At 70.5% G+C, this 24,601-nt stretch carries 21 protein-coding genes; 11 read left to right on the top strand and 10 right to left on the bottom strand.

The window, feature by feature from the left end; all coding sequences use genetic code 11:
• Positions 1-12: 12 nt before the first annotated feature.
• On the bottom strand, positions 13-1,179 hold the full coding sequence (locus ACZ7M7_RS35690; RefSeq protein ID WP_472124508.1) for a TadA family conjugal transfer-associated ATPase: 1,167 nt from the start codon (positions 1,177-1,179) through the stop codon (positions 13-15).
• 425 nt (positions 1,180-1,604) lie between these two features.
• Positions 1,605-2,732 (bottom strand): septum site-determining protein Ssd, encoded by a 1,128-nt coding sequence (ssd, locus tag ACZ7M7_RS35685; RefSeq protein WP_472124505.1) that lies wholly within the window; start codon positions 2,730-2,732, stop codon positions 1,605-1,607.
• A 558-nt stretch (positions 2,733-3,290) separates the two neighbouring features.
• Between ssd and ACZ7M7_RS35680 the strand changes: the two genes are divergently transcribed.
• Positions 3,291-4,124 (top strand): HAD family hydrolase, encoded by an 834-nt coding sequence (locus ACZ7M7_RS35680; protein ID WP_427840589.1) that lies wholly within the window; start codon positions 3,291-3,293, stop codon positions 4,122-4,124.
• 453 nt (positions 4,125-4,577) lie between these two features.
• Here the strand turns inward: ACZ7M7_RS35680 and ACZ7M7_RS35675 are convergent, their stop codons facing one another.
• Entirely contained in the window at positions 4,578-5,402 is an 825-nt protein-coding gene (locus ACZ7M7_RS35675) for a Fic family protein (protein WP_472124239.1), read from the bottom strand.
• A 101-nt stretch (positions 5,403-5,503) separates the two neighbouring features.
• Here ACZ7M7_RS35675 and ACZ7M7_RS35670 point away from each other — a divergent pair, with 101 nt between their 5' ends.
• The gene (locus ACZ7M7_RS35670) at positions 5,504-6,517 is read left to right on the top strand and encodes an ATP-binding protein (RefSeq protein ID WP_472124236.1); all 1,014 of its coding nucleotides are present in this window, start codon (positions 5,504-5,506) and stop codon (positions 6,515-6,517) included.
• A gap of 35 nt (positions 6,518-6,552) precedes the next feature.
• Here ACZ7M7_RS35670 and ACZ7M7_RS35665 read toward each other — a convergent pair whose 3' ends face one another.
• Entirely contained in the window at positions 6,553-7,836 is a 1,284-nt protein-coding gene (locus tag ACZ7M7_RS35665) for a polysaccharide deacetylase family protein (RefSeq protein WP_472124502.1), read from the bottom strand.
• 373 nt (positions 7,837-8,209) lie between these two features.
• Here ACZ7M7_RS35665 and ACZ7M7_RS35660 point away from each other — a divergent pair, with 373 nt between their 5' ends.
• The 6 genes from ACZ7M7_RS35660 (at position 8,210) to ACZ7M7_RS35635 (ending at position 16,688) form a co-directional block, all read left to right on the top strand.
• The gene (locus ACZ7M7_RS35660; RefSeq protein WP_472124234.1) at positions 8,210-10,870 is read left to right on the top strand and encodes a bifunctional SulP family inorganic anion transporter/carbonic anhydrase; all 2,661 of its coding nucleotides are present in this window, start codon (positions 8,210-8,212) and stop codon (positions 10,868-10,870) included.
• 373 nt (positions 10,871-11,243) lie between these two features.
• On the top strand, positions 11,244-13,202 hold the full coding sequence (gene acs / locus ACZ7M7_RS35655) for an acetate--CoA ligase (RefSeq protein WP_472124231.1): 1,959 nt from the start codon (positions 11,244-11,246) through the stop codon (positions 13,200-13,202).
• Positions 13,203-13,422: 220 nt separating this feature from the next.
• On the top strand, positions 13,423-14,862 hold the full coding sequence (gene nhaA / locus ACZ7M7_RS35650; protein WP_472124228.1) for a Na+/H+ antiporter NhaA: 1,440 nt from the start codon (positions 13,423-13,425) through the stop codon (positions 14,860-14,862).
• 77 nt (positions 14,863-14,939) lie between these two features.
• Positions 14,940-15,443, top strand: coding sequence for a phage holin family protein (locus ACZ7M7_RS35645; protein ID WP_383610521.1), 504 nt, complete (start codon positions 14,940-14,942; stop codon positions 15,441-15,443).
• Positions 15,440-16,378, top strand: a complete 939-nt coding sequence (locus ACZ7M7_RS35640) for an alpha/beta fold hydrolase (RefSeq protein ID WP_383610518.1) — start codon at positions 15,440-15,442, stop codon at positions 16,376-16,378. Before ACZ7M7_RS35645 ends, ACZ7M7_RS35640 begins: the two co-directional genes overlap by 4 nt.
• Positions 16,379-16,505: 127 nt before the next feature.
• A complete protein-coding gene (locus ACZ7M7_RS35635) occupies positions 16,506-16,688 on the top strand; it encodes a hypothetical protein (RefSeq protein ID WP_383610515.1) in 183 nt (60 codons plus the stop codon).
• A 39-nt stretch (positions 16,689-16,727) separates the two neighbouring features.
• Here the strand turns inward: ACZ7M7_RS35635 and ACZ7M7_RS35630 are convergent, their stop codons facing one another.
• The 3 genes from ACZ7M7_RS35630 to nth form a co-directional block, all read right to left on the bottom strand.
• A complete protein-coding gene (locus tag ACZ7M7_RS35630) occupies positions 16,728-17,927 on the bottom strand; it encodes a MarP family serine protease (RefSeq protein WP_383610512.1) in 1,200 nt (399 codons plus the stop codon).
• A gap of 13 nt (positions 17,928-17,940) precedes the next feature.
• Positions 17,941-18,636 carry an NUDIX hydrolase gene (locus ACZ7M7_RS35625; protein WP_383610509.1) on the bottom strand — a complete coding sequence of 232 codons (696 nt, stop codon included), beginning with the start codon at positions 18,634-18,636 and terminating at the stop codon, positions 17,941-17,943.
• 220 nt (positions 18,637-18,856) lie between these two features.
• Entirely contained in the window at positions 18,857-19,921 is a 1,065-nt protein-coding gene (nth, locus tag ACZ7M7_RS35620) for an endonuclease III (protein WP_472124499.1), read from the bottom strand.
• 447 nt (positions 19,922-20,368) lie between these two features.
• On the opposite strand from nth, the gene ACZ7M7_RS35615 reads away from it, so the two are divergent.
• The 3 genes from ACZ7M7_RS35615 to ACZ7M7_RS35605 all read left to right on the top strand — a co-directional run bounded on the left by ACZ7M7_RS35615 (position 20,369) and on the right by ACZ7M7_RS35605 (position 22,960).
• Positions 20,369-21,043: a Crp/Fnr family transcriptional regulator gene (locus ACZ7M7_RS35615; protein ID WP_007492020.1), complete on the top strand. Its 675-nt coding sequence runs from the start codon at positions 20,369-20,371 to the stop codon at positions 21,041-21,043.
• A 143-nt stretch (positions 21,044-21,186) separates the two neighbouring features.
• A complete protein-coding gene (locus ACZ7M7_RS35610) occupies positions 21,187-22,053 on the top strand; it encodes an NUDIX hydrolase (protein ID WP_383610507.1) in 867 nt (288 codons plus the stop codon).
• A gap of 76 nt (positions 22,054-22,129) precedes the next feature.
• Positions 22,130-22,960: an MBL fold metallo-hydrolase gene (locus ACZ7M7_RS35605; RefSeq protein WP_427840600.1), complete on the top strand. Its 831-nt coding sequence runs from the start codon at positions 22,130-22,132 to the stop codon at positions 22,958-22,960.
• A gap of 28 nt (positions 22,961-22,988) precedes the next feature.
• Here ACZ7M7_RS35605 and ACZ7M7_RS35600 read toward each other — a convergent pair whose 3' ends face one another.
• From ACZ7M7_RS35600 to ACZ7M7_RS35590, 3 genes are all read right to left on the bottom strand, one after another.
• The gene (locus tag ACZ7M7_RS35600; RefSeq protein WP_472124222.1) at positions 22,989-23,810 is read right to left on the bottom strand and encodes a nucleotidyltransferase domain-containing protein; all 822 of its coding nucleotides are present in this window, start codon (positions 23,808-23,810) and stop codon (positions 22,989-22,991) included.
• 147 nt (positions 23,811-23,957) lie between these two features.
• On the bottom strand, positions 23,958-24,425 hold the full coding sequence (locus ACZ7M7_RS35595; RefSeq protein ID WP_383610498.1) for a RidA family protein: 468 nt from the start codon (positions 24,423-24,425) through the stop codon (positions 23,958-23,960).
• Positions 24,422-24,598, bottom strand: a complete 177-nt coding sequence (locus ACZ7M7_RS35590; RefSeq protein ID WP_403030629.1) for a DUF4177 domain-containing protein — start codon at positions 24,596-24,598, stop codon at positions 24,422-24,424. The genes ACZ7M7_RS35595 and ACZ7M7_RS35590 overlap by 4 nt, the downstream gene beginning before the upstream one ends.
• Between the last annotated feature and the right edge of the window lie 3 nt (positions 24,599-24,601).

The raw sequence follows: 24,601 nt of genomic DNA, 5'->3' as shown, positions 1-24,601 counted from the left end.
GCCCCGCACCCCTCACACCTCCATCCCGCCATCGCCCTCCTCCCGAAGCAGCCCCCGAAGCCGCTCCCACCCCCGCTCGTACGCGAACCCCTCCGCGCCCCACCGCAGCGCCGGCATCGTCCGCACCAACCCCGACGGGTCCCGCTCCAGGACGTGCACCTCGGCGATACGCCGCCGCCCGTTCCGGTCGCGCACGAGATGCAGTACGACCGACAGCGCCGCCGCCAACTGGCTGTGCAGCGCGGCCCGGTCGAGCCCGGCCGCCGTACCGAGCGCCTCCAGTCGGGCCGGCACGTCTGCGGCCGCGTTGGCGTGGACGGTCCCGCAGCCTCCCTCGTGGCCGGTGTTCAACGCGGCCAGCAGATGGACCACTTCGGGTCCGCGCACCTCGCCCACGACCAGCCGGTCCGGCCGCATGCGCAGCGCTTGCCGGACCAGGTCCTCGAGGGTGACGAGCCCGGCGCCCTCCTGGTTGGCGGGTCTGCTCTCCAGCCGTACGACATGCGGGTGGTCCGGCCTGAGTTCTGCCGAGTCCTCCGCGAGGACGATCCGCTCACCCGCCCCGACGAGCCCCAGCAGCGCGCTCAGCAGCGTCGTCTTACCGCTGCCGGTCCCGCCGCTGATCAGGAAGGACAGCCGCGCCTCGACCAGCGCCCGCAGAACCCGGTCCCCGCCCGGCGGCACCGTGCCCGCCGCGACCAACTCGTCGAGCGTGAACGCCCGCGGCCGTACGACACGCAGCGCCAGGCAGGTGCAGCCGACGGCGACCGGCGGCAGCACCGCGTGCAGCCGGGTGCCGTCGGGCAGCCGGGCGTCCACCCAGGGCCGCGCGTCATCCAGGCGGCGCCCTGCCACCGCGGCGAGGCGTTGCGCGAGGCGCCGTACGGCCGAAGCGTCCGGGAAGGACACGGATGTCAGCTCCAGTCCGCCGCCCCGGTCCACCCAGACCCGGTCCGGCGCCGAGACCAGCACATCCGTCACGGACGGATCGGCGAGCAGCGGCTCCAGCGGGCCGCTCCCGACCAACTCGGACCGTAACTGCTCGGCCGCCCCAAGAACTTCGGCGTCCCCCAGCACCCTGCCCTGCTCCCGCAGGGCCTGCGCGACCCGCGCCGGAGTCGGTTCGGCCCCGCTCTCGGCCAGCCACTGCCGCACCCCGACGAGCAGCCCCACCGGCATGCCCACCCCGGCCGCCGACCCCTCCGTCGCCCACCGAGCAGCCGACGTACCGGCTCTCTCGGTCGGCTCCCGCCACACGGCCGACGATCCGTCTCTGTCGTCCGACTCCCACCGCACAGTCGACGATCCGTCCAGGCCCGCCAACTCCCGCCGCCCAGCACCCGAAATCGCCGTACGGTCCGGCAGCCACCCGCCCACAGCCCCGCCCGCTAAGTGGTCCGACGACCGACGCGCCACGCCTCCACGCACCACACGCCCCACCGGCTGCCGCTCGTCAGCGTCGCCCGCAGACGCATCCGACGCCCACCGCGGCGTACCCCTACAGGCCCTGACGCCCGACGCCCCGCCCGCTCGCGCCTCCTCGGACGACACCCGCACCGGGCCGGCCTCGCTTCCGCCACCCCGCCCAAGCCCCGAACCCGTACTCATGCCACCCTCGCCTCGAGCAACGCCCGCTCCCAGAACTCCCGGCAGAACCGCGCCAACGGCCCTCTCCCCGCCGCCCCCGGCGGATCTTTGCTCTCGTGCGGCCGCAGCAGCCCCGACTCGACCGGCACCTCACCCACGAGCGGCAGCTCCAGGAGTCGGGCGACCTCGCGGTCGTCGAGCCCTGCCGCGTACGGTCCGCGTACCGCCACCCGCAGGTCGCGCAGGACCAGTTGGACCGCGGAGGCCACCTGCCGAGCGGCAGCCACGGCGCGCAGCTCGGCCGGGGCCACGAGAATCCCGACGTCGAGTTGGGCAAGGGCTTGCGCGACCCCCTCGTCGATACGGCGGGGCAGGTCGACGACGACCGCGCCGCCCCGGCGCCGCGCCGCGGCGAGGACCGCTCGCATCGCCTGTGGCGGGACGGCGACGCAGTCGCCGCGATCCCAACTCAGGACCCGCAGGGAGTGCAGTTTCGGCAGCGACTCCTCCAGGGCGCCGCTGCCGAGCCGCCCGCGTGAGCCGGCGAATGCCGGCCAGCGCAGGCCGTCGGCGGACTCACCGCCGAGGAGTACGTCGAGTCCGCCACCCAGCGGATCGGCGTCCACGAGCAGCGTGCGCAGCCCCTCACGCGCGGCGGTGACGGCGAGGGCGCACGCGAGCGTGGAGGCTCCGGCCCCGCCGCGTCCACCGATGACGCCGACGGTGAGGGCGGGGCGTCCGACGCCCTCGGCGACGTCGGCGATGCGGTCGACCAGCCACTGTTCGCCGTCCGGCAGCATGAGGACGTGATCGGCGCCGATCTCGACGGCCCGGCGCCAGACCCCGGAGTCGTCCTGGTCCCGTCCGACGAGCACGACTCCCCTTCGGCGGCCGGCGCCGCTCACGCGGCGTGCGGCGTCGTCGCCGACCAGGACGAGCGGCGCTGCCTCCCAGCTGCCTCTGGGCTCGGGCACTCCGTGGTGGACCTCCGGTGTGGCGCCTGCCGCGGCGCACAGGCGCAGCAGGTCGTCGAGCAGATCGGCGTCCTCCGTGACGATCAACGGCTTGCCCGGCCGCCCTGAGGCGGCGGGCGGCGGATCGTGTGTGACGGTTGCGGTCACGGTTTCCGTCCCCCTTCGCTGCATCACTCGCGCAGCCCTGCGGCCCCGCGATTCCCAAACGTGTGAAGAACCGGCAAGCGGCCTCCATATGAACGGCCGATACGAACCGGCCAAACGCGCCCGACTAACCAGAACCGGCCATGAAGTCGGCTTGAGCGGGGCGCGTTGGAAACACGGTGCAGCGATCCCGGAAATCGTGTGGATCTTGGTCGATAACTGTGGACAACTCGGCGCTTGTGAATATCGCCGTCACCCAAACCGGTGACCCCCGCACCGATCCCTGTGCGACTCCCGCAGAGCAGCACGATCGCTACACACAGTGATGAATCATGGGCATGCGAAAGAGGCGGCCGCAGCCGCCTCAACTCGGCCCTACGGCCGCGCTCGGAAGGGGAAAATGCACCCGGACATGCGACGACCCCCGCCGGGGGGGAGAGCGGGGGTCGTCTCCACGGCCGACTCGGGGGGGGAGGAGTCGGACCGGGTTAGCACGGTCGCGAACGATCCGTGACTTCCATGGTGTACCCGAGAGCCCTCTCAGGCAAACCCACGCGCCCACCTTACGCCGAATGGGCTGCCCCTATGCTCAGGGTCGTGGAAAACCACTCCTTGCCCCGCACAGCCGCCTTCTTTGACCTGGACAAGACGGTCATTGCGAAGTCGAGCACGCTCACGTTCAGCAAGTCCTTCTACCAAGGCGGTCTGATCAACCGCCGGGCCGCCTTGCGGACCGCATACGCCCAGTTCGTCTTCCGCCTGGGCGGTATGGACCATGACCAGATGGAGCGCACACGCGAGTACCTCTCCGCGCTCGTCCGCGGCTGGAACGTCCAGCAGGTCAAGGAGATCGTCGCCGAAACGCTGCACGACCTGATCGACCCGATCATCTACGACGAGGCCGCCTCCCTCATCGAGGAGCACCACACCGCCGGCCGCGACGTCGTGATCGTGTCCACGTCGGGCGCGGAGGTGGTCGAGCCGATCGGCGAGCTGCTCGGCGCCGACCGCGTGGTCGCCACGCGCATGGTCGTCGGCGACGACGGCTGCTTCACCGGCGAGGTGGAGTACTACGCGTACGGCCCGACGAAGGCCGAGGCGATCAAGGAGCTGGCCGCGTCCGAGGGCTACGACCTCTCCCGCTGCTACGCCTACAGCGACTCGGCCACCGATCTGCCGATGCTTCAGGCCGTCGGCCATCCGCATGCGGTGAATCCCGACCGCGCGCTGCGCCGTGAGGCACTCGTGCGCGGGTGGCCGATTCTCGACTTCCATCGCCCCGTCCGGCTCAAGCAGCGCATTCCTTCGTTCTCCGTACCCCCGCGTCCCGCCCTTGTCGCGGCTGCGGCCATAGGAGCCGCGGCGGCCACCGCGGGCCTTGTCTGGTACGCGAGTCGACGCCGCTCCGCGCTCGCCTGAACTGCGCTTCCCTGGCTGGGCGCACCGCGTTCGACTTACCGATGACCATTTGTCTCCGTTTTGCGAGCAAAAGTAAAGAACTGCGGCCAGGCCTTCCGCTTGGTTGGGTCCTGGAGTACAAAGGACTCAACGGCCCGCGAGACCAAGGACATCCGAGAGGATCACCTTAAATACGCATTTGGCCCCACGGACCGAGCATGGACACCGGGCACCCACGCGACGTCGACCCGTCGATTACGGGCCAGCCGCACCAGGTGACGGGCAAAGTTCCCGACCTGATGGGCAACATATCGAGGACGCCTGGTAACCCGGTGGACATGCCAGCGGCGGTACGAATCCTCGTACCGCCGCAACTCTTATGAGCCCCCACGGGGGCTCTTTTCATGCCCTACTCATGCCCTGCGCATCGCAATGCTTTTCCGGCTCGCAACGCCTCGCGCCCGTGCGTGTGCGTCACGCCGCGCCGCGCTGAAGCGCCTCGCAGACAGCCGTGGACTCGCGCGCGCCGAGCCCGATCGCCTTGCCACAGTGGGCGATCCAGGCGGCCATGCCCTCGGGGGTGCCCGAGACATAGCCATCGAGCGCCGCCAGATAGGCCGCGCGGCCGAGTTCGCCGTGGCCGACCTCGGCGGGGCAGACGGACTTCGGGTCGAGGCCGCTGCCGACCAGGACGATGCGCTCGGCCGTGCGCGCGACCAGGCCGTTGTGGGAGGTGAAGGGACGCAGCGCGAGAAGCTCGCCGTGCACGATGGCGGCCGTCACCAGCGCAGGAGCCGAACCGCCGGCGATGATCAGCTCGGACAGCCCCTCCAGTCGGCCATGCACCTCCGCGGCGTTCGGCAGCGGCAGCTCGACCAGCGGCTCGTCGACCGGCTCGCCCTCCTGCCGCGGCCGTCCGACCCGGTCGTCCTTGCTTGCCGCCGCCACCAGGTGCAGCCGGGCCAGCACCCGCAGCGGCGACTGCCGCCAGATGGACAGCAGTTGACCCGCCTCGGCCGTCAGCCGCAGCGAGGCACCCACAACGCGCGCCTCGTCGTCACCGCTGAAGTCGGTACGCCGGCGCACCTCTTCCAGCGCCCAGTCGGCCCCGGACAGCGACGCGGACCCGCGGGCGCCACGCAGCGCCGCCTCGGCGGTGATCTCGTTGCTGCGGCGCCGCATGATCCGGTGCCCGTACACCCGGTCCACGGACTTACGCACGGACTCCACGGACTCGGGCACACCGGGCAGGGAACCGAGAGTCGCGAGCGGATCGGCGGACGCGCCTGTCGTACTCATGAGTACGACACTACGCAACCAGGGCGCACACCCCACGATCGAGTGGCCTTCTTCACGCACGCCTGTCACGTACAGCTACCACTCCACTACCCTTTGTGAACATGAAAATTGCTTTCGTCGGGAAGGGCGGCAGCGGCAAGACGACCCTGTCCTCCCTGTTCATCCGCCACCTCGCCGCGACGGGCGCGCCCGTCGTCGCCGTCGACGCCGACATCAACCAGCACCTGGGAGCCGCACTCGGCCTCGACGACACGGAGGCCGGGGCATTGCCCGCAATGGGCGAGCGGCTGTCGCTGATCAAGGACTACCTGCGCGGTTCCAATCCGCGGATCGCCTCCGCGCGGACGATGATCAAGACGACGCCGCCGGGCGAGGGGTCGCGGCTGCTGCGGGTGTGCGAGAGCAATGCGGTGTACGACGCCTGTGCCCGGCCGGTGGAACTCGACGGCGGCGCCGTCCGTTTGATGGTCACCGGCCCCTTCACGGACTCCGATCTCGGGGTCGCCTGCTACCACTCCAAGACGGGGGCGGTGGAGCTGTTCCTGAACCACCTGGTGGACGGCCCCGACGAGTACGTCGTGGTCGACATGACGGCGGGCTCGGACTCGTTCGCCTCCGGCATGTTCACCCGCTTCGACATCACGTTCCTCGTCGCCGAGCCGACCCGGAAGGGAGTCTCCGTCTATCGCCAGTACAAGGAGTACGCCCGCGACTTCGGCGTCATCCTGAAGGTCGTCGGCAACAAGGTGCAGGGTCAGGACGATCTCGACTTCCTCCGCGCCGAGGTCGGGGACGACCTGCTGGTGACCGTCGGGCACTCGGACTGGGTGCGCGCCATGGAGAAGGGCCGCCCGCCCCGGTTCGAGCTCCTGGAGGACCCCAATCAGCTCGCCCTGCGCCGCCTGCACACGGCCGTGGATGCCACACACGAGCTGCGGGACTGGGAGCGTTACACCCGCCAGATGGTGCACTTCCACCTGAAGAACGCCCAGTCCTGGGGCAACGAACGCACCGGGGCCGACCTGGCGGCGCAGATCGACCCCGGATTCGTACTCGGCGAGAACGTCGCGGCCCTGTCCGGAGGCAACAACTCCCACCTGACTCCTACTGCTTGACCGGCCGCTGACCGACTGCTGACCGACCGCTTGACCTACTCCTTGGCGCCTTCCTTGACCGCAGGCGCCCCGGGCACCCCCTTCGGGGCCGGGGCCGGGCGCCCCGACAGGAAGGACGCCCAGCCCTCCTTCGGGGCCTCACCGACCCCGAGGGTGCGCAGCTTCTTCAGGGTCGCCGGGTCCTGGGCGTCCAGCCAGTCGGCGAGCTGGCGGAAGGACACGCAGCGCACGTCGGGTTTGTTGCAGACGGCCTCGACGACGGCTTCGACGGCGCGCATGTAGGTGCCGCCGTTCCAGGACTCGAAGTGGTTGCCGATGATCAGGGGCGCGCGGTTGCCGTCGTAGGCCCGGTGGAAGCCCTTGAGCAGACCGTCCCGCATCTGGTTGCCCCAGAAGCCGTGCTTGGCGGGGTCGCCCTGGCTGTCGGTGCCCGACTGGTTGACCATGAAGTTGTAGTCCATGGTGAGCTGCTCGTAGGAGTGCCCGGGGAAGGGCACGAGCTGGAGCGACAGATCCCACAGACCCTCCTTCTTCGTGGGCCAGAGCTGGGTGTTGACCCCGCTGGAGTCGTAGCGGAAACCGAGATCCCGCGCGGCCTTCACGAAGTTCTTCTGGCCTTCCAGACAGGGTGTGCGGGCGCCGATGAGCTCCTTGTCGTAGTCGAAGGGCAGAGGGGGCGTCTTCGTCATACCGGCGTTGGTCTTCCAGGACTTCACGAACTTCTTCGCCTGGGTGATCTCGTCCTTCCATTCCTCCACCGACCATTCGCCGACCCCGCCGTCGCTGCCGCAGAAATGGCCGTTGAAATGAGTGCCGATCTCGTTGCCCTCAAGCCACGCGAGGCGCAGTTGCTTCACTGTGTCGGCGATGCCCTCTTCGTCGTTGAAGCCGATGTCGGAGCGGCCCGGGGAGTGCTGGGGCGGCCGGTACAGGTCGCGTTTGTGGTTCGGAAGCATGTACACGCCGCTGAGGAAGTAAGTCATCGTCGCGTTGTTCGCCTTGGACACCTTGCGGAAGTGGGAGAACAGCTTCTGGCTGTCCTCGCCGGCGCCGTCCCAGGAGAACACCACGAACTGCGGCGGCTTCTGACCGGGCTTCAGTCGCTCCGGTCTGCGCAGATGCGGCTGCGCCCCGGTGTACGCGGTGGACCCGTCGCCGATCAGCCGGACGACGTTCTGCGGCGCGGGTGCCGCCGGCTTGACCTTCGGCGGTCCCGGCACGCCCCGCCCGGCATCGGTGCCGGTCGAGCAACCCGCGAGGGAAGCGGCACAGACCGCCGCGATCGCGGTGCCTGCGGTAATCCTGTGCGTCGCGATGATCCTGTGCGTCGCGGAGGCCCTGTGTGACGCGGCAATTGCGCGAGGGGCGGCGTTGTGGCGGGTGGCGGCCATGTTCCGTCCACCTTCTTCCTTCTCTCGGGTGCCGACAGCGCCGCCAAAGTCGCATGGGACCGAGAAGGAATTAGTACGACAAGCCGACTAATCGGCCACTTCACTCTTCAGGGGGATTTATTAGTCCATTTGCTCGGAAAAACTATTCCGGCCCTTTACTCTGCATTACGATCCGTTTACCGACTGTTGATGCATCCCGCCGCTGCACGCCGTGACCACACGGCCGCCGACCCGACCCCTCGCCGAAGAGCGGGGGACCACCAGATCCGCGACCGCGCTGCCCCGGAGGAGACGGGAAAACATGTCAGCCTTCGTCCCCACCCGCACCGACGAACCAAGCCGAGAGAAGCACCTCCACGAACCCCACAGCCCGCCCCCGACCAGGCGGCCCCGCCGCCGCATCGCGGGCGCCGACGTGTCGGCCTCGATCGCGGTCTTCCTGATCGCACTCCCCCTGTCCCTGGGCATCGCCCTGGCCACGGGCGCGCCCCTCCAGGCCGGCCTCGTCGCCGCGGCCGTCGGCGGGATCGTCGTCGGCTACCTCGGCGGCACACCACTCCAGGTCAGCGGCCCCGCGGCCGGCCTCACGGTCGTCACCGCCGAGCTCATCCAGAGATACGGATGGCGTACGACCTGTGCCATCACCGTCCTCGCCGGCCTCGCCCAACTCGGCCTCGGCTTCGTGCGTGTGGCACGCTCCGCACTCGCGGTCAGCCCCGCCATCGTGCACGGCATGCTCGCCGGCATCGGTGTCACCATCGCCGTGGCCCAGCTGCACATCGTCCTCGGCGGCACCCCGCACAGCTCGGTCCTCGACAACATGCGTGAGCTACCGGCCCAGTTGGCCGGCGTGCATGCGGCCGCGCTGTCGGTGAGCGCGCTGACCCTCGTCCTGCTGTTGGCCTGGCCTCGGATTCCCGGCCGCACGGGCGGGCTCCTGCGCAAGGTGCCGGCCCCGCTCGTCGCCGTCGCCGTCGCCAGCACGGCCGCGTCATTCGCCGGGCTCAGCCTGCCCAAGGTCGACCTGCCGTCCTGGAGCAGCCACGCTCTGGCCGCACTCCCCGAGGGCCCGGTCCTCGGCCTGGTCGCCGCCGTGCTGACCATCACGCTGGTGTGCAGCGTGCAGTCGCTGCTCGGTGCGGTCGCCGTGGACAAGCTGGTCGCCACACGGCCGGAGCTGTCCGCCCGTGTCGGGCGCTCCGACCTGGACCGTGAGCTGCTCGGTCAGGGCGCCGCGAATGTCGTCTCCGGCGCGCTCGGCGGGCTGCCCATCGCCGGGGTGGCCGTGCGCAGTTCCGCGAATGTGCAAGCCGGTGCCGTCAGCCGGAACTCCACGATGCTGCACGGCGTTCTCGTAGTAGTCGCCGCGTTGCTGATGGTTCCGATCCTGGAGCTCATCCCGCTCGCCTCGCTCGCCGCCCTGGTGATGGCCGTCGGCATCCAGATGGTGTCCCTGCACCACATCCGCACGGTGACCCGCCACCGCGAGGTGCTGGTGTACGCCATCACCACCCTCGGCGTGGTGTTCTTCGGCGTCCTCGAGGGCGTGACGCTGGGAATCGCCATGGCCGTCGCCGTCGCCCTGCACCGCCTCACCCGCACCCGCATCACGCACGACGAGAAGGAAGGAGTCCATCACGTACACGTAAGAGGCCAGTTGACGTTCCTCGCGGTGCCACGGCTCAGCCGGGCCCTGCATCTCGTACCCCAAGGCGCGCAAGCCGTGGTGGAGTTGGACGGCTCGTTCATGGACCACGCGGCGTACGAGTCACTGCAGGACTGGCAGAACACGCACACCGCCCACGGCGGCACCGTCGAGCTGATCGGCCGCAGATCCGGGGTTCGGATCGGTGAGCCGACAGGACCGGTCGGTCTCCATCTCGACGGGACGGGCACGACCGAGTCGGCCGACTGCCGTTGCCACCCCTGGACGGCCTGGCGCAACCACCAGTGCGAGATCCCGGAGTCCGTCACGTCCCGCGACGGAGAGCCTGGGCAAGCGCAGGCGATCGCGACCGACGACAGCCACGAGGCAGGTGCGTCCAGCAGCACTGGAGCCCCTGGCAACACAGGAGCCCCTGGCCGCACCGGCGCCACCGACGGCACCGGCGACCCCGGCACGGTCGGCGGTGTCGGCAGGACCGACGGCACCGAAAGCCCCACCGGATCCGTCCGCCCCGACGAGAGCGGCGTCGACGGGGCAGTCAGGGCAGACAGGCTCGGCGCAGGCAGCGAGGTCCGCGGGATGGCCGGCGGCACCGACGGGAGCCGGCCCAGCGGCCGCCAACTGGCCCGAGGCATCAGCGCGTTCCAGCGCAACACCGCGCCCCTGGTGCGGGGCGAGCTGGCGCGGCTGGCGCGGGAGGGGCAGCAGCCTTCCCAGCTGTTCCTCACCTGCGCGGACTCACGAGTGGTCACGTCGATGATCACCTCCAGTGGTCCGGGCGACCTGTTCGTGGTGCGCAACGTGGGCAACCTCGTTCCGCTGCCGGGCCAGGAGAGCGGGGACGACTCGGTGGCGGCCGCGATCGAGTACGCGGTGGACGTGCTGGAGGTGCGGTCCGTCACGGTGTGCGGGCACTCCGGGTGCGGGGCCATGCAGGCGCTGCTCAACGCCGAACCGGACGGCCCGCGGGCCCCGCAGACCCCGCTCAGGAGGTGGCTGCGGCACGGGCTGCCGAGCCTGGAGCGGATGTCCGACGAGGACCGGCCGTGGGCCAGACTCGCCGAGCGGGCCCCGGCCGACGCGGTGGAACAGCTTTGCCTGACCAACGTGGTCCAGCAGCTGGAGCACCTGCGAGCGCACGAGTCGGTGGCCCGGGCCCTGCGGGAGGGGGCGCTGGAACTGCACGGGATGTACTTCCACGTGGGCGAAGCACAGGCGTATCTGCTCGCCGAGGAGGGTGAGGAGGGTACGGACGACGTGTTCGACCACGTGGGAGTGGCGGATCTGTCGGCGTGATGCGGGGAGGTGAGCGCGGCCCCGTTCGGTGTGGGGCCGCGCTTCTGGTTGGCTGCGGTTCGCGTGGGCCGGGTTCACCTGGGAGGGGCCGGATCCGAGGCCCCACGGAGCGGCATTCCCGCGGATCGGCGTTTCGCCTGGACCGGGCTGGAATGTGAAAGGGATTACAGACCTGAACCGCGTCCGGCCGGCGCCCGTGGGAACGGATGACCCCGGCGCGTTCACCCCGACGCCCGAAAGCACCTCCGGGCCACTTCCGGGCCCAATCGCCGACAGGTCTAAACCAATTTTCCGTCGACCCTTGTCATCGGGCCCCCGGGTCTGATGAGCTGTGGCCTGGGACACAACGGACACCCTGGGAAAGGGAGATGTCGTGAGCAACGAAAGCCTGGCCAACCTGCTCAAGGAAGAACGCAGGTTCGCACCCCCCGCCGACCTGGCCGCAGGCGCCAACGTCACCGCGGAGGCGTATGAACAGGCCAAGGCTGACAGGCTCGGCTTCTGGGCCGAGCAGGCCCGCCGGCTGACCTGGGCCAAGGAGCCTACCGAGACGCTGGACTGGTCGAACCCGCCGTTCGCCAAGTGGTTCAAGGACGGCGAGCTCAACGTCGCCTACAACTGCGTGGACCGGCATGTGGAGGCCGGGCACGGCGACCGAGTCGCCATCCACTTCGAGGGCGAGCCCGGCGACAACCGCGCGATCACCTACGCCGAGCTCAAGGACGAGGTCTCCAAGGCCGCCAACGCCCTGCTGGAGCTGGGTGTTCAGAAGGGCGACCGGGTCGCGGTCTACATGCCGATGATTCCCGAGACGGCGGTCGCGATGCTGGCCTGCGCGCGCATCGGCGCCGCGCACTCCGTCGTCTTCGGCGGCTTCTCGGCGGACGCGCTCGCCACTCGGATCCAGGACGCGGACGCCAAGGTTGTCATCACCTCCGACGGCGGTTACCGGCGCGGCAAGCCGTCCGCGCTCAAGCCGGCCGTGGACGACGCGGTGGCGCGCGTGGAGAACGTCGAGCATGTGCTCGTCGTCCGGCGCACCGGTCAGGAGGTCGCCTGGGACGACAGCCGCGACGTGTGGTGGCACGAGATCGTCGAGCGGCAGAGCGCCGAGCACACGCCTGAGGCGTTCGAGGCGGAGCACCCGCTGTTCATCCTGTACACGTCCGGGACGACGGGTAAGCCGAAGGGCATCCTGCACACCTCCGGCGGCTACCTCACCCAGACCGCGTACACCCACCACTCGGTCTTCGACCTCAAGCCGGAGACGGACGTCTACTGGTGCACCGCCGACGTCGGCTGGGTGACCGGGCACTCGTACATCGTGTACGGGCCGCTGGCGAACGGCGCGACGCAGGTCATGTACGAGGGCACGCCGGACACGCCGCACCAGGGCCGGTTCTGGGAGATCGTCCAGAAATACGGGGTGACGATCCTGTACACGGCGCCGACCGCGATCCGTACGTTCATGAAGTGGGGCGACGACATCCCCGCAAAGTTCGACCTCGGCAGCCTCCGGGTGCTGGGGTCCGTCGGTGAGCCGATCAACCCCGAGGCCTGGATCTGGTACCGCAAGAACATCGGCGGCGACCGCACCCCGATCGTGGACACGTGGTGGCAGACCGAGACCGGCGCGATGATGATCTCGCCGCTGCCGGGTGTCACGGAGACCAAGCCCGGTTCCGCGCAGACGCCGCTGCCCGGCATCGCCGCGACCGTCGTCGACGACGAGGCGAACGAGGTGCCCAACGGCGGTGGCGGCTATCTGGTCCTGACCGAGCCGTGGCCCTCGATGCTGCGCACCATCTGGGGCGACGACCAGCGGTTCATCGACACGTACTGGTCGCGGTTCGAGGGCAAGTACTTCGCCGGTGACGGGGCGAAGAAGGACGACGACGGGGACATCTGGCTCCTCGGGCGCGTCGACGACGTCATGCTCGTGTCGGGCCACAACATCTCCACCACGGAGGTCGAGTCCGCGCTGGTCTCGCACCCGTCCGTCGCCGAGGCGGCCGTCGTCGGTGCCGCCGACGAGACCACGGGGCAGGCGATCGTCGCCTTCGTGATCCTGCGCGGTACGGCGAACGCCGAGGACGAGGGCCTCGTCAACGAACTGCGCAACCACGTCGGCACCACGCTCGGCCCGATCGCCAAGCCGAAGCGGATCCTGCCGGTGGCCGAGCTGCCGAAGACCCGGTCCGGCAAGATCATGCGCCGACTCCTGCGGGACGTCGCGGAGAACCGCCAGCTCGGTGATGTCACCACGCTCACCGACTCGAGCGTCATGGACCTCATCCAGGCGAAGCTCCCGGCAGCACCGAGCGAGGACTGAGCACGACCGCAGTCCGAGCACGGCAGGGGACTGAGCACAACCGCGAAGGGCACCCGGCGTCAAGCGCGCCGGGTGCCCTTCGCGTACGTACGGTGGAACTCGACGGATGCACCCCGACGCGCCCTTAGGTAAACTAACCAAAAACAGCCTCACCCTCAGGTGCGCCGGGAAGTCTGGTCGGCATGTGTTCTGTCCTGCCCACCGACCGGAGGTCTCCCTCGTGGCCGCGTCCCGCACCACCGCTCCCGCCCGCAAGGTCTTCGCGCGGCTGTCCCTCCCCGAGCGGAACTTCGTCGCGGACGCGCTGCGCACCGAGACCGTCGGTGGTGTACTGCTGCTGGTCGCCGCGATCGCCGCGCTGGTCTGGGTAAACGTTCCCGCACTGCACGACAGCTACGAGAGCGTCAGCCACTTCCACCTCGGCCCCGAGGCCCTGGGGCTGAATCTGTCCATCGAGCACTGGGCCGCCGACGGACTCCTCGCGATCTTCTTCTTCGTCGCCGGTATCGAGCTCAAGCGTGAGCTGGTCGCCGGCGATCTCAGGGACCCCAAGGCGGCCGTACTGCCGGTCGTCGCCGCGCTGTGCGGGATGGCGGTGCCCGCGCTGGTCTACACGCTGACCAACGTCGTCGGAGGCGGCTCGTCGGCGGGCTGGGCCGTCCCGACCGCCACGGACATCGCCTTCGCGCTCGCCGTGCTCGCCGTCATCGGCACCTCCCTGCCGAGCGCCCTGCGCGCCTTCCTGCTCACGCTCGCCGTCGTCGACGACCTGTTCGCGATCCTGATCATCGCGATCTTCTTCACCGACCGGATCGACTTCGCCGCCCTGGGCGGTGCCGTCGTCGGGCTCGGCGTCTTCTGGCTGTTGCTGAGGAAGGGCGTACGCGGGTGGTACCTGTACGTTCCGCTCGCACTCGTCATCTGGGCGCTGATGTACAACAGCGGCATCCACGCCACCATCGCGGGCGTGGCGATGGGCCTCATGCTGCGCTGCACCCGGCGCGAGGGCGAGGAGCACTCCCCCGGCGAGCACATCGAGCATCTCGTACGCCCCCTGTCGGCAGGACTCGCCGTGCCGCTGTTCGCGCTGTTCAGCGCCGGCGTGGCCGTCTCCGGTGGTGCGCTCGGTGACGTGTTCGTCCAGCCGGAGACGCTGGGCGTGGTCCTCGGGCTCGTCGTCGGCAAGACGATCGGGATCTTCGGCGGCACATGGCTGACGGCACGTTTCACCAAGGCCTCGCTCAGCGACGACCTGGAGTGGGCGGACGTGTTCGCCGTGGCGACCCTCGCCGGCATCGGCTTCACCGTCTCGCTGCTCATCGGGGAGCTCGCCTTCGGCGGCGACGCCACGCTGACCGACGAGGTCAAGGCCGCCGTGCTGCTGGGCTCCCTCATCGCAGCGATTCTGGCGACGGTGCTGCTGAAGATCCGGAACGCCAAGTACCGCACGATGGTCGAGGCCGAGGAGCGCGACGAGGACGAGAGCGGCATTCCGGATATCTACGAGCAGGACACTCCGGAGTACCACCTGCGGATGGCCGCCATCCACGACCGCAAGGCCGCCGAGCACCGCCGTATCGCCGAGGAGCAGGTCGCCGCACGCCACGCGCTTGCCGAAGTGGCGGGCGGGGCAGGCGAGGAAGAGCAGCGTCGGGCATGATCTGACGGGACGGCACAAAAGACGGAACCGTACCCAGTCAGGCAGAAGACGGAACCGTGACTACGAGGGAGACCGCGATGAGCGCACCCGACGGCAGCCCGGTCGGCGCCGAACGCAGCATCGGCCAGCTGTTCGCCTCGGCGACGACCGAGATGTCGGCGCTGGTGCACGACGAGATCGCACTGGCGAAAGCGCAGCTCAAGCAGGACGTCAAGCGCGGCGCGACAAGCGGCGGCGCGTTCACGGTGGCCGCCGCGGTGCTGGTGTTCTCGCTGCCGATGCTGAACTTCGCCCTCGCGTACGGCATTCGGACCTGGAGCGACTGGAACCTCGCGATCTGCTTCGTGCTGTCCTTCGCGGCGAATGTCCTGATTGCGCTCGTCCTCGCGCTGATCGGAGTCCTGTTCGCGAAGAAGGCCAAGAAGAGCCAGGGTCCGCAGAAGGTCGCCGCCTCGGTGAAGGAGACGGCGGGCGTCCTGCAGAACGCCAAGCCGCATCCGCGTCCGGCCCCGCTGACGGCACCGGAGCTGGAGGACCGGTCGCCCGCGGCCATCGAGGCTGTGGCACGCTCGTCGTCATGACGGATCCCGCCACCCCCTCGGCGCAACCTGCCTCGGTCGTACGACCCGATGGTCCCTGGACACACAGGGACGTGGCCGCCAATGGTGCGCGCTTCCACATCGCCGAGATGGGCGACGGCCCGCTGGTGCTGCTGCTGCACGGCTTCCCGCAGTTCTGGTGGGCCTGGCGGCACCAGCTCGTCGCCCTCGCCGACGCGGGCTTCCGGGCGGTGGCGATGGACCTCAGGGGCGTCGGCGGCAGCGACCGCACCCCGCGCGGTTACGACCCTGCCAACCTCGCCCTCGACATCACCGGGGTGGTCCGCTCGCTCGGTGAGCCCGACGCCGCGCTGGTCGGACACGACCTCGGCGGCTATCTGGCGTGGACGGCGGCCGTGATGCGTCCCAAGCTCGTGCGGCGGCTCGCGGTCGCCTCCATGCCGCACCCGCGGCGCTGGCGGTCGGCGATGCTCTCGGACGTCAAGCAGACGGGTGCGAGTTCCTACATCTGGGGGTTTCAGCGGCCCTGGGTTCCCGAGCGGCAGCTGACCGCCGACGACGGGGCGCTCGTCGCGCGGCTGGTCCGGGACTGGTCGGGCCCGCGCCTGCCGGACGACGAGGCGGTGGAGACGTACCGCCGCGCGATCTGCATCCCGTCGACGGCGCACTGCTCCATCGAGCCGTACCGCTGGATGGTGCGCTCGCTGGCCCGTCCCGACGGCATCCAGTTCAACCGGCGCATGAAGCGCCCGGTGCGCGTCCCGACACTGCATCTGCACGGCTCGCTCGACCCCGTGATGCGTACGCGCAGCGCGGCCGGGTCCGGCGAGTACGTCGAAGCGCCGTACCGCTGGCGGCTGTTCGACGGGCTCGGGCACTTCCCGCACGAGGAAGACCCGGTCGCTTTCTCCACCGAACTGATCAACTGGCTGAAAGATCCCGAACCCGATCGGTGACCGCGCCGACGCGCCCGGTATCCGGATCTGAACAGGTGTACTACGAACAGCCAATTGCCTGGCGCATAGGCCAATTGGGGGCCCTGGGGGCGGTTATCGACCTTGGGGCAGGGGCAGACGTCGGGGTATGGGCTGGACGCACGACTACAGTGACGCAGCACGCAATCGCCGCTCGGCCGCTGGGCTGAGCTCCCACCAGCGAGGCACCGCCCCGCAGATGCCGGGCTCGGACCTACGGGTGGGCATTCCGCGCATTCTGCGCCGCCGGGCCCGCTGGGTCTCGGTGCGGCTGCGCCACCCGCGCACCTGACACCGGCCGCGCCCCGCGGCCCTGTTCCGGCACCCGGGACTACAGCGCGCAGCTGTCGCTGTCCACCTGCTGGTTGGCGGTACGCCCCTTGACGATGTCCTCCTGGATCTCGTCCGCGGTGAGCGCGTAGCCGGTCTCGGCGTCGTCGAGGGACTTGGCGAAGACCACGCCGTACACCTTGCCCTCGGGCGTGAGCAGCGGGCCGCCGGAGTTGCCCTGACGCACCGTCGCGTACAGCGAGTAGACGTCACGGCGCACGGTGCCGCGGTGGTAGATGTCCGGGCCGTTGGCCGGCAGACGCCCGCGCACGCGCGCGGCACGCACGTCGTACGCCCCGTTCTCCGGGAAGCCCGCGATGATCGCGCTGTCGCCGCTCTCGGCGTCGGTGGCCGTGAACTGCAGTGCGGGCGCGTCCATGTCGGGCACGTCGAGTACGGCGATGTCGCGCTCCCAGTCGTAGAGAACGACGGTGGCGTCGTACTTCCTGCCCTCGCCCCCTATCTGGACGGTGGGTTCGTCGACGCCGCCGACGACGTGCGCGTTGGTCATGACGCGGCGGTCGGCGAAGACGAAGCCGGTGCCCTCCAGCACCTTGCCGCAACTCGTCGCCGTGCCCATGACCTTGACGATGGAGCGCTGGGCGCGGGTGGCCACCGGGCTGGCCGCCAGGGCCGGGTCGGGCGGCTTGACCTCGTTGATCGGTTCGTTCGAGAACGGGCTGAAGACCTGGGGGAAGCCGTTCTGCGCAAGGACCGTGGAGAAGTCCGCGAACCAGGTGTCCGCCTGGTCGGGCAGCGCCCGCGAGACGCCGAGCAGCACCTTGGAGCTACGGACCTCCTTGCCGAGCGTCGGCAGGGTGGTCCCGGCAAGGGCGGAGCCGATCAGCCAGGCCACCAGCAGCATCGCGACGACGTTGACGAGGGCACCGCCGGTCGCGTCCAGGGCGCGGGCCGGGGACCAGGTGATGTACCGGCGCAGCTTGTTGCCGAGGTGGGTGGTCAGGGCCTGGCCGACGGAGGCGCAGACGATCACCACGACGACCGCGACGACGGCGGCGGTCGTACTCACCTCGGCGTTGTCGGTCAGCGCGTCCCAGATGACCGGGAGGAGGTACACGGCCACGAGACCGCCGCCGAGGAAGCCGATCACCGACAGGATGCCTACGACGAAGCCCTGGCGGTAGCCCACGATCGCGAACCACACGGCGGCGACCAGCAACAGGATGTCCAGCACATTCACGGAGGCCACCCTGTCATGACCGCCAGTCGAGCGGGACCTGCTTGCTTCTGTCCCAGGGCTGCTCCCAGCCCGAGTAGTGCAGCAGACGGTCGATGATGCCGGCTGTGAAGCCCCAGACCAGGGCCGATTCGACCAGAAACGCCGGACCTCGGTGCCCGCTCGGGTGGACGGTCGTGGCGCGGTTGTCCGGGTCCGTGAGATCCGCCACGGGGACGGTGAAGACGCGGGCCGTCTCGTTCGGATCGACGACGTCGACCGGGCTCGGCTCGCGCCACCAGCCCAGCACGGGCGTCACGACGAAGCCGCTCACCGGGATGTACAGCTTGGGCAGGACGCCGAAGAGCTGGACGCCGCCGGGATCGAGCCCGGTCTCCTCCTCGGCCTCGCGGAGAGCGGCCCGCAACGGCCCGTCGGCCTGCGGGTCGCCGTCCTCGGGGTCGAGGGCGCCGCCCGGGAAGGAGGGCTGTCCGGCATGGGAGCGCAGTGAGCTGGCGCGCTCCATCAGCAGCAGCTCGGGCCCGCGCTCGCCCTCGCCGAAGAGGATCAGTACGGCCGACTGGCGCCCCGCGCCGTCCTCCGGCGGCAGGAAGCGGCTCAGCTGCATCGGCTCGACCGTCTCCACCACCCGCACCACCGGGGCCAGCCAGGCCGGCAGCCCTTCGTCGCTGAGCACCACCGGCCCGCCCTGTGTATCGCTCGCCCGCGTCATCGCCACCCCCCTCGTCCTGCCCGGTCCAACGCCCGACGGCACCTAGATCGTTCCGGCCGACCCGCCCGCTCGCCCACCGAACGGCATCCCGTCCACCCGAAGGTGGCCGTACGACCACACGCCCGCCGCTGCTCGAACGGTTCCGGGCGGGCCGTACGCGGGCATGCCGACCGTCGACCGGTCCGTTCCGAGCCCCCGGCAGCCCGTCCGCTCGGCCGCGTCATCCGGCCCCCAGCGGCGGGGCCGGCTTGCCGCCCGCGTCGAGGTAGGACTGCGGAGGCTTGAGTCGCTGGCCGGGGAAGCCGCCCTTCTCGTACTTCAGGAGCTTCTGCGCCTTCTCGGGGTCGGTCTCGCCCTCGCCGTAGGCCGGGCAGAGCGGCGCGATGGGGCAGGCGCCGCAGGCGGGCTTGCGGGCGTGGCAGATGCGGCGGCCGTGCCAGATCACATGGTGCGAGAGGTCCGTCCAGTCGCTCTTGGGGAACAGCGCGGCGATCTCGGCCTCGATCTTGTCGGGGTCCGTCTGCTCGGTCCACTGCCAGCGCCGCACCAGCCGCTGGAAGTGCGTGTCCACGGTGATGCCGGGGCGGCCGAACGCGTTGCCGAGGACGACGAAGGCCGTCTTGCGGCCGACGCCGGGCAGCTTGACCAGGTCCTCGAGCCGGCCGGGGACCTCGCCGCCGTGGTTCTCCACCAGAGCCTTCGACAGGCCCATGACCGACTTGGTCTTGGCCCGGAAGAAACCGCACGGACGGAGGATCTCCTCGACCTCCTCCGGATTGGCGGCCGAAAGATCCTCCGGGGTGGGGTACTTGCCGAAGAGCGCGGGAGTCGTCTGGTTGACGCGCAGGTCGGTCGTCTGGGCGGACAGGACGGTGGCGACCAGGAGCTGGAACGAGTTGTCGAAGTCCAGTTCGGGGTGGGCGTACGGGTAGACGTCGGCGAGCTCACGGTTGATACGGCGGGCGCGACGGACGAGGGCGGTGCGGGACTCGGCCGTGGGGGGCTTCGGGGTGACGGTCCTGACGGCAGAGGCGCCCTTCACCGAGGCAGTGGCCTTCTCGGGGACGATGGCCGGTTTCTTACTGATCGCCCTCTTCGTGCTCGCCCTCGCCGCAGGCGTTTTCTTCGCGCTCGCCGTTTTCTTGGCGCTTGCCGTCTTCTCGGCGGGAGCGGCTTTCTTGGCAGGCGTGGCTTTCTTGGCGGCTGTCGACTTCTTGGCGGCCGTCTGTTTCTTCACGCCCGCACCCTTCCTCACGCCCACGCCGGCTTCCTTCTTTGCGGGCACGGCCTTCTTTGCGCCCGTCGACGCCTCCGCACCGCCCGGCTGCTCACCGCCGGCGGCCTTCTCAGCAGCGTCCGACTTCACCGCCGCTTTCTCGCCACGTGCCACCGACTCACCCGGCGCCTTTTTCGCCGCTTTTGCCGTTTTCCGTCCGCCACCAGGGTTCTGTTCGCCCACAGCGGAATCGCGACGTACAACCACCCGCCCAGCCCCCTTGGCCTGTGCTCTCACCGGCGATTTGGACACCCGGCCAGCCTAAAGCCCGGCACTGACATCCGCCCCGGACCCTGAAGATCGGCCCCCAATTGGACCCCTGCCGCTTACCTCGGGACACCTGTGCGGCATCCTTGTGACAGATCACACTGTTTGGACCGTCCGGCAAAATGGGGAGCACGGTCCCCTGGTACGCGGGGGAGCGATCCCCTGAGCAGGTCGACAAGGAGAGAACTCGTGGACGACCCTCTGCGGCGCAATCCGCTCTTCGCGGCTCTCGACGACGAGCAGTCCGCGGAACTGCGCGCCTCCATGAGTGAGGTGACCCTCGCACGTGGCGACTCCCTGTTCCACGAGGGCGACCCGGGCGATCGGCTCTACGTCGTCACCGAGGGCAAGGTAAAGCTTCACCGGACGTCCCCCGACGGCCGCGAGAACATGCTGGCCGTCGTAGGTCCCGGCGAGCTCATCGGCGAGCTGTCCCTCTTCGACCCGGGCCCGCGCACGGCGACCGCCACCGCGCTCACCGAGGTCAAGCTGCTGGGCCTGGGCCACGGCGACCTCCAGCCCTGGCTGAACGCCCGCCCCGAGGTGGCCACCGCGCTGCTGCGCGCCGTCGCGCGCCGTCTGCGCCGCACCAACGACGCGATGTCCGACCTCGTCTTCTCGGACGTCCCCGGCCGCGTGGCCCGGGCACTCCTGGATCTCTCCCGCCGTTTCGGCGTGCAGTCCGAGGAGGGCATCCACGTCGTGCACGACCTGACGCAGGAAGAGCTGGCCCAGCTGGTCGGCGCATCCCGCGAGACGGTCAACAAGGCGCTGGCCGACTTCGCAGGCCGCGGCTGGCTTCGCCTGGAGGCCCGCGCGGTGATCCTGCTGGACGTGGAGCGGCTGGCCAAGCGCTCGCGCTAGGCACACCGAGTCAGCGCCAGGCGCATCTCGAGCCGTACGACGCCGGGGCCCCGTCTCTCCGTGAGGCGGGGCCCCGGCGCGTTTGCCTGCGCCCTGATCGGCCACCCCTCGAACATCCGCGCACCAGGAGATAGCCTCCGCCCATGGCAAACGGGCAGTGGTACCCACCGGAGTGGCCGGACCGAATCCGCGCACTTGCGGAAGGAAACCTGACCCCGGCCGCCCCGAAACGCGCGGCCACCGTCATGCTGCTCAGGGACGCCGGCACCGGCCCGGCCGTGCACATGCTGCGCCGCCGGGCGTCCATGGCCTTCGCGGGCGGGGCGTACGCCTACCCGGGCGGCGGTGTCGATCCTCGCGACGAGCATCAGATCCGCTGGGCGGGCCCCACGCGCGCGTGGTGGGCCCAGCGGCTCGGCGTCGACGAGGCGGCGGCCCAGGCGATCGTCTGCGCGGCCGTGCGGGAGACGTACGAGGAGGCGGGCGTCCTGCTCGCCGGCCCGACCCCCGATTCCGTCGTCGGTGACACCACCGGCGAGGACTGGGAGGCGGACCGCGCAGCCGTGGTGGCCCGGGACGTGTCGTTCGCAGAGTTCCTGGACCGCCGGGGACTGGTGCTGCGTTCGGATCTGCTGGGCGCCTGGACCCGCTGGATCACCCCGGAGTTCGAACCCCGCCGCTACGACACGTGGTTCTTCGTCGCCGCCCTCCCGGAGGGCCAGCGCACCCGCAACGCCTCCACGGAGGCCGACCGCACGGTGTGGATCCGTCCCGCGGACGCCGCCGACTCGTACGACAAGGGCGAGCTGCTGATGATGCCGCCCACCATCGCGACGCTGCGCCAGCTGACCCCGTACGACAGCGCCGCTCAGGCTCTCGCCGCCGCTCCCGAACGCGACCTCACGCCCGTCCTGGCGCAGGCCCGCCTGGAGGACGGCGAGATCGTGCTGTCCTGGCCCGGCCACGACGAGTTCACCAAGCACATCCCGACCGGCGGAGCCCCCGCATGACCTTGCCCGCAGTGTCCGCAGCACCCGCGGTTCCCGAAGCTCCCGCAGTGCCGACAGCCCTGGAAGGCCCCCTCGTATGACGGACGCAGCAGCCCTCCCCGGCCAGCCGCGAGGCGGGGTTCTCTCCGGCCCCGCCACCGCCCGCGCCGTCAACGTCCTCGCGCCCAACCCCTCCGCGATGACTCTGGACGGCACCAACACCTGGCTGCTGTCCGAGCCCGACTCGGACCTCGCCGTCGTGGTCGACCCGGGCCCGCTGGACGAGGGACACCTGCGCAACGTCGTCGACACGGCCGAGAAGGCCGGCAAGCGCGTCGCCCTGACGCTGCTCACCCACGGCCACCCGGACCACGCCGAGGGCGCCGTACGCTTCGCCGAACTGACCGGCACCCACGTGCGTGCCCTCGACCCGGCGCTGCGGCTCGGCGACGAGGGGCTCGGCGCCGGAAACGTGATCGACATCGGCGGCCTGGAGTTGCGGGTCGTCCCGACGCCCGGCCACACCGCCGACTCGCTCTCCTTCCACCTGCCGGCCGACCGGGCCGTCCTGACCGGCGACACGATCCTGGGGCGCGGCACGACGGTCGTGGCGCACCCCGACGGCCGCCTCGGCGACTACCTGGACACCCTGCGGCGGCTCCGGTCCCTCACGGTCGACGACGGCGTGCACACCGTCCTCCCGGGTCACGGCCCCGTCCTCGAGGACGCCCAGGGCGCCGTCGAGTTCTACCTCGCCCACCGCGCCCACCGCCTCGCCCAGGTCGAGACGGCCGTCGAGGACGGCTACGGCACCCCGGCCGAAGTCGTCGCCCACGTGTACGCGGACGTGGACCGCTCCCTGTGGCCCGCGGCCGAGTTGTCGGTACGGGCGCAGCTGGACTACCTGGAGGAGCACGGGCTCATCTAGGCGAGCCGAGGGCCGCCCCTGCGCGTCGTCACTCGGGCCGGGGGGCTTTCACGCCGTGCACACGCGCGTACTCCTGCTCAAGCCAGGGGCCGAGGTCCTCGACGTACGACCGGAGGACGGCCGCATCTCCGGTCGGCTCCCGCCCGAGCAGGGCCGCGGTGCGCATCTGCTCGGCCCGCGCGGGATAGTACGACCCGAATGCGTCCGCCATCTCCACCAGATCGCTGGTCCACCCACCCCAGCTCGGCATGACCAGCGTGAACCCCGTCCGCACCAGATGCCGCGACATGAACCGGACGAGCGGCCGTCGGGCGTCATCGCTGTCGTCGGCGCCGGCGATCCGCGCCCGCCACCGAGGCAGCAGGAGGCCGAGATCGCCGTTCGTCTCGCGCGCGAGCAGCGAGTCGGGCCGGTAGCGCGGCAGATACTCGGCGAGATCGTCCCCCAGAAGGGGCGTGCACAGACAGGCGACGAACCACCCGCCGTCGTACCGCTCCAGGTCACTCAGCAGCTGTCTGCGGCTGCACAGCAGCGTCCCCGCCCCGTCGATCTGCGCGAACTCCTTGTCCAGCCCCTCGTCGAGCCCGCGCGCGTCCGTGCGATCCGCCTCGGTCGGCTCCTCGCGCAGGGCGACCAGCAGATCCAGGTCGCTGCGCCCCACGCGCGCGGTGCCGCGCGGAATCGACCCGTAGAGGTAGGCGCTGTGCAGCCGCGCCCCGAACACATCCAGCAGGCGGTCGCGCGCGGCGGCGACGACGGGCCGGAACGCATGGGGGACGCGCCCGAGCGCCCCTTCGCGCGCGATGTACCCCTGGGCGTCCAGCCCGCTTCGGAGGACGGTGTCGGCCATGGGGCCACTGTGCCCTGCCGGGAGGGCGGCGGGCCGCTCATTTACGGTGCCGTTCAGCGATGTTCAGCCTCTCCGCGCGGCGGCCGACACCCGGCGGTGGGCAGCCTCGACAGCCGCACCGCCGAGGGCCTGCGCCAACGCCGTCGCCTACGCCTGCGTGAGTTCCACCTGGAGCTCGACCTCCACCGGCGCGTCCAGCGGAAGCACGGCCACGCCGACCGCGCTGCGCGCGTGGACGCCCTTGTCGCCCAGGACCTGGGCGAGGAGTTCGCTGGCGCCGTTGAGGACGCCGGGCTGGCCGGTGAAGTCCGGGGCCGAGGCCACGAAGCCCACCACCTTCACCACGCGCGCGACACGGTCCAGGTCGCCCGCCACCGACTTCACGGCCGCGAGGGCGTTCAGGGCGCACGTGCGGGCGAGGTCCTTGGCCTCCTCGGCGGTGACCTCGGCGCCCACCTTGCCGGTGACCGGGAGTTTGCCCTCCACCATGGGCAGCTGGCCGGCGGTGTAGACGTACACCCCGGACTGGACGGCCGGCTGGTACGCGGCCAGCGGAGGCACGACCTCCGGCAGCGTCAGGCCCAGCTCGGCGAGCTTCTCCTCGACCGCGCTCACGCCTGCTTCTCCCGCTTCAGGTAGGCCACGAGTTGCTCGGGGTTGTTCGGCCCGGGCACGACCTGGACGAGCTCCCAGCCGTCCTCGCCCCAGGTGTCCAGAATCTGCTTCGTGGCGTGGACGAGCAGCGGCACGGTTGCGTATTCCCACGAACGATGGCTAACTTCGGCCATGAC

It is taken from the genome of Streptomyces sp. NPDC111606, assembly GCF_055656945.1.
This window is presented reverse-complemented; position numbering and strand designations above follow the sequence as displayed.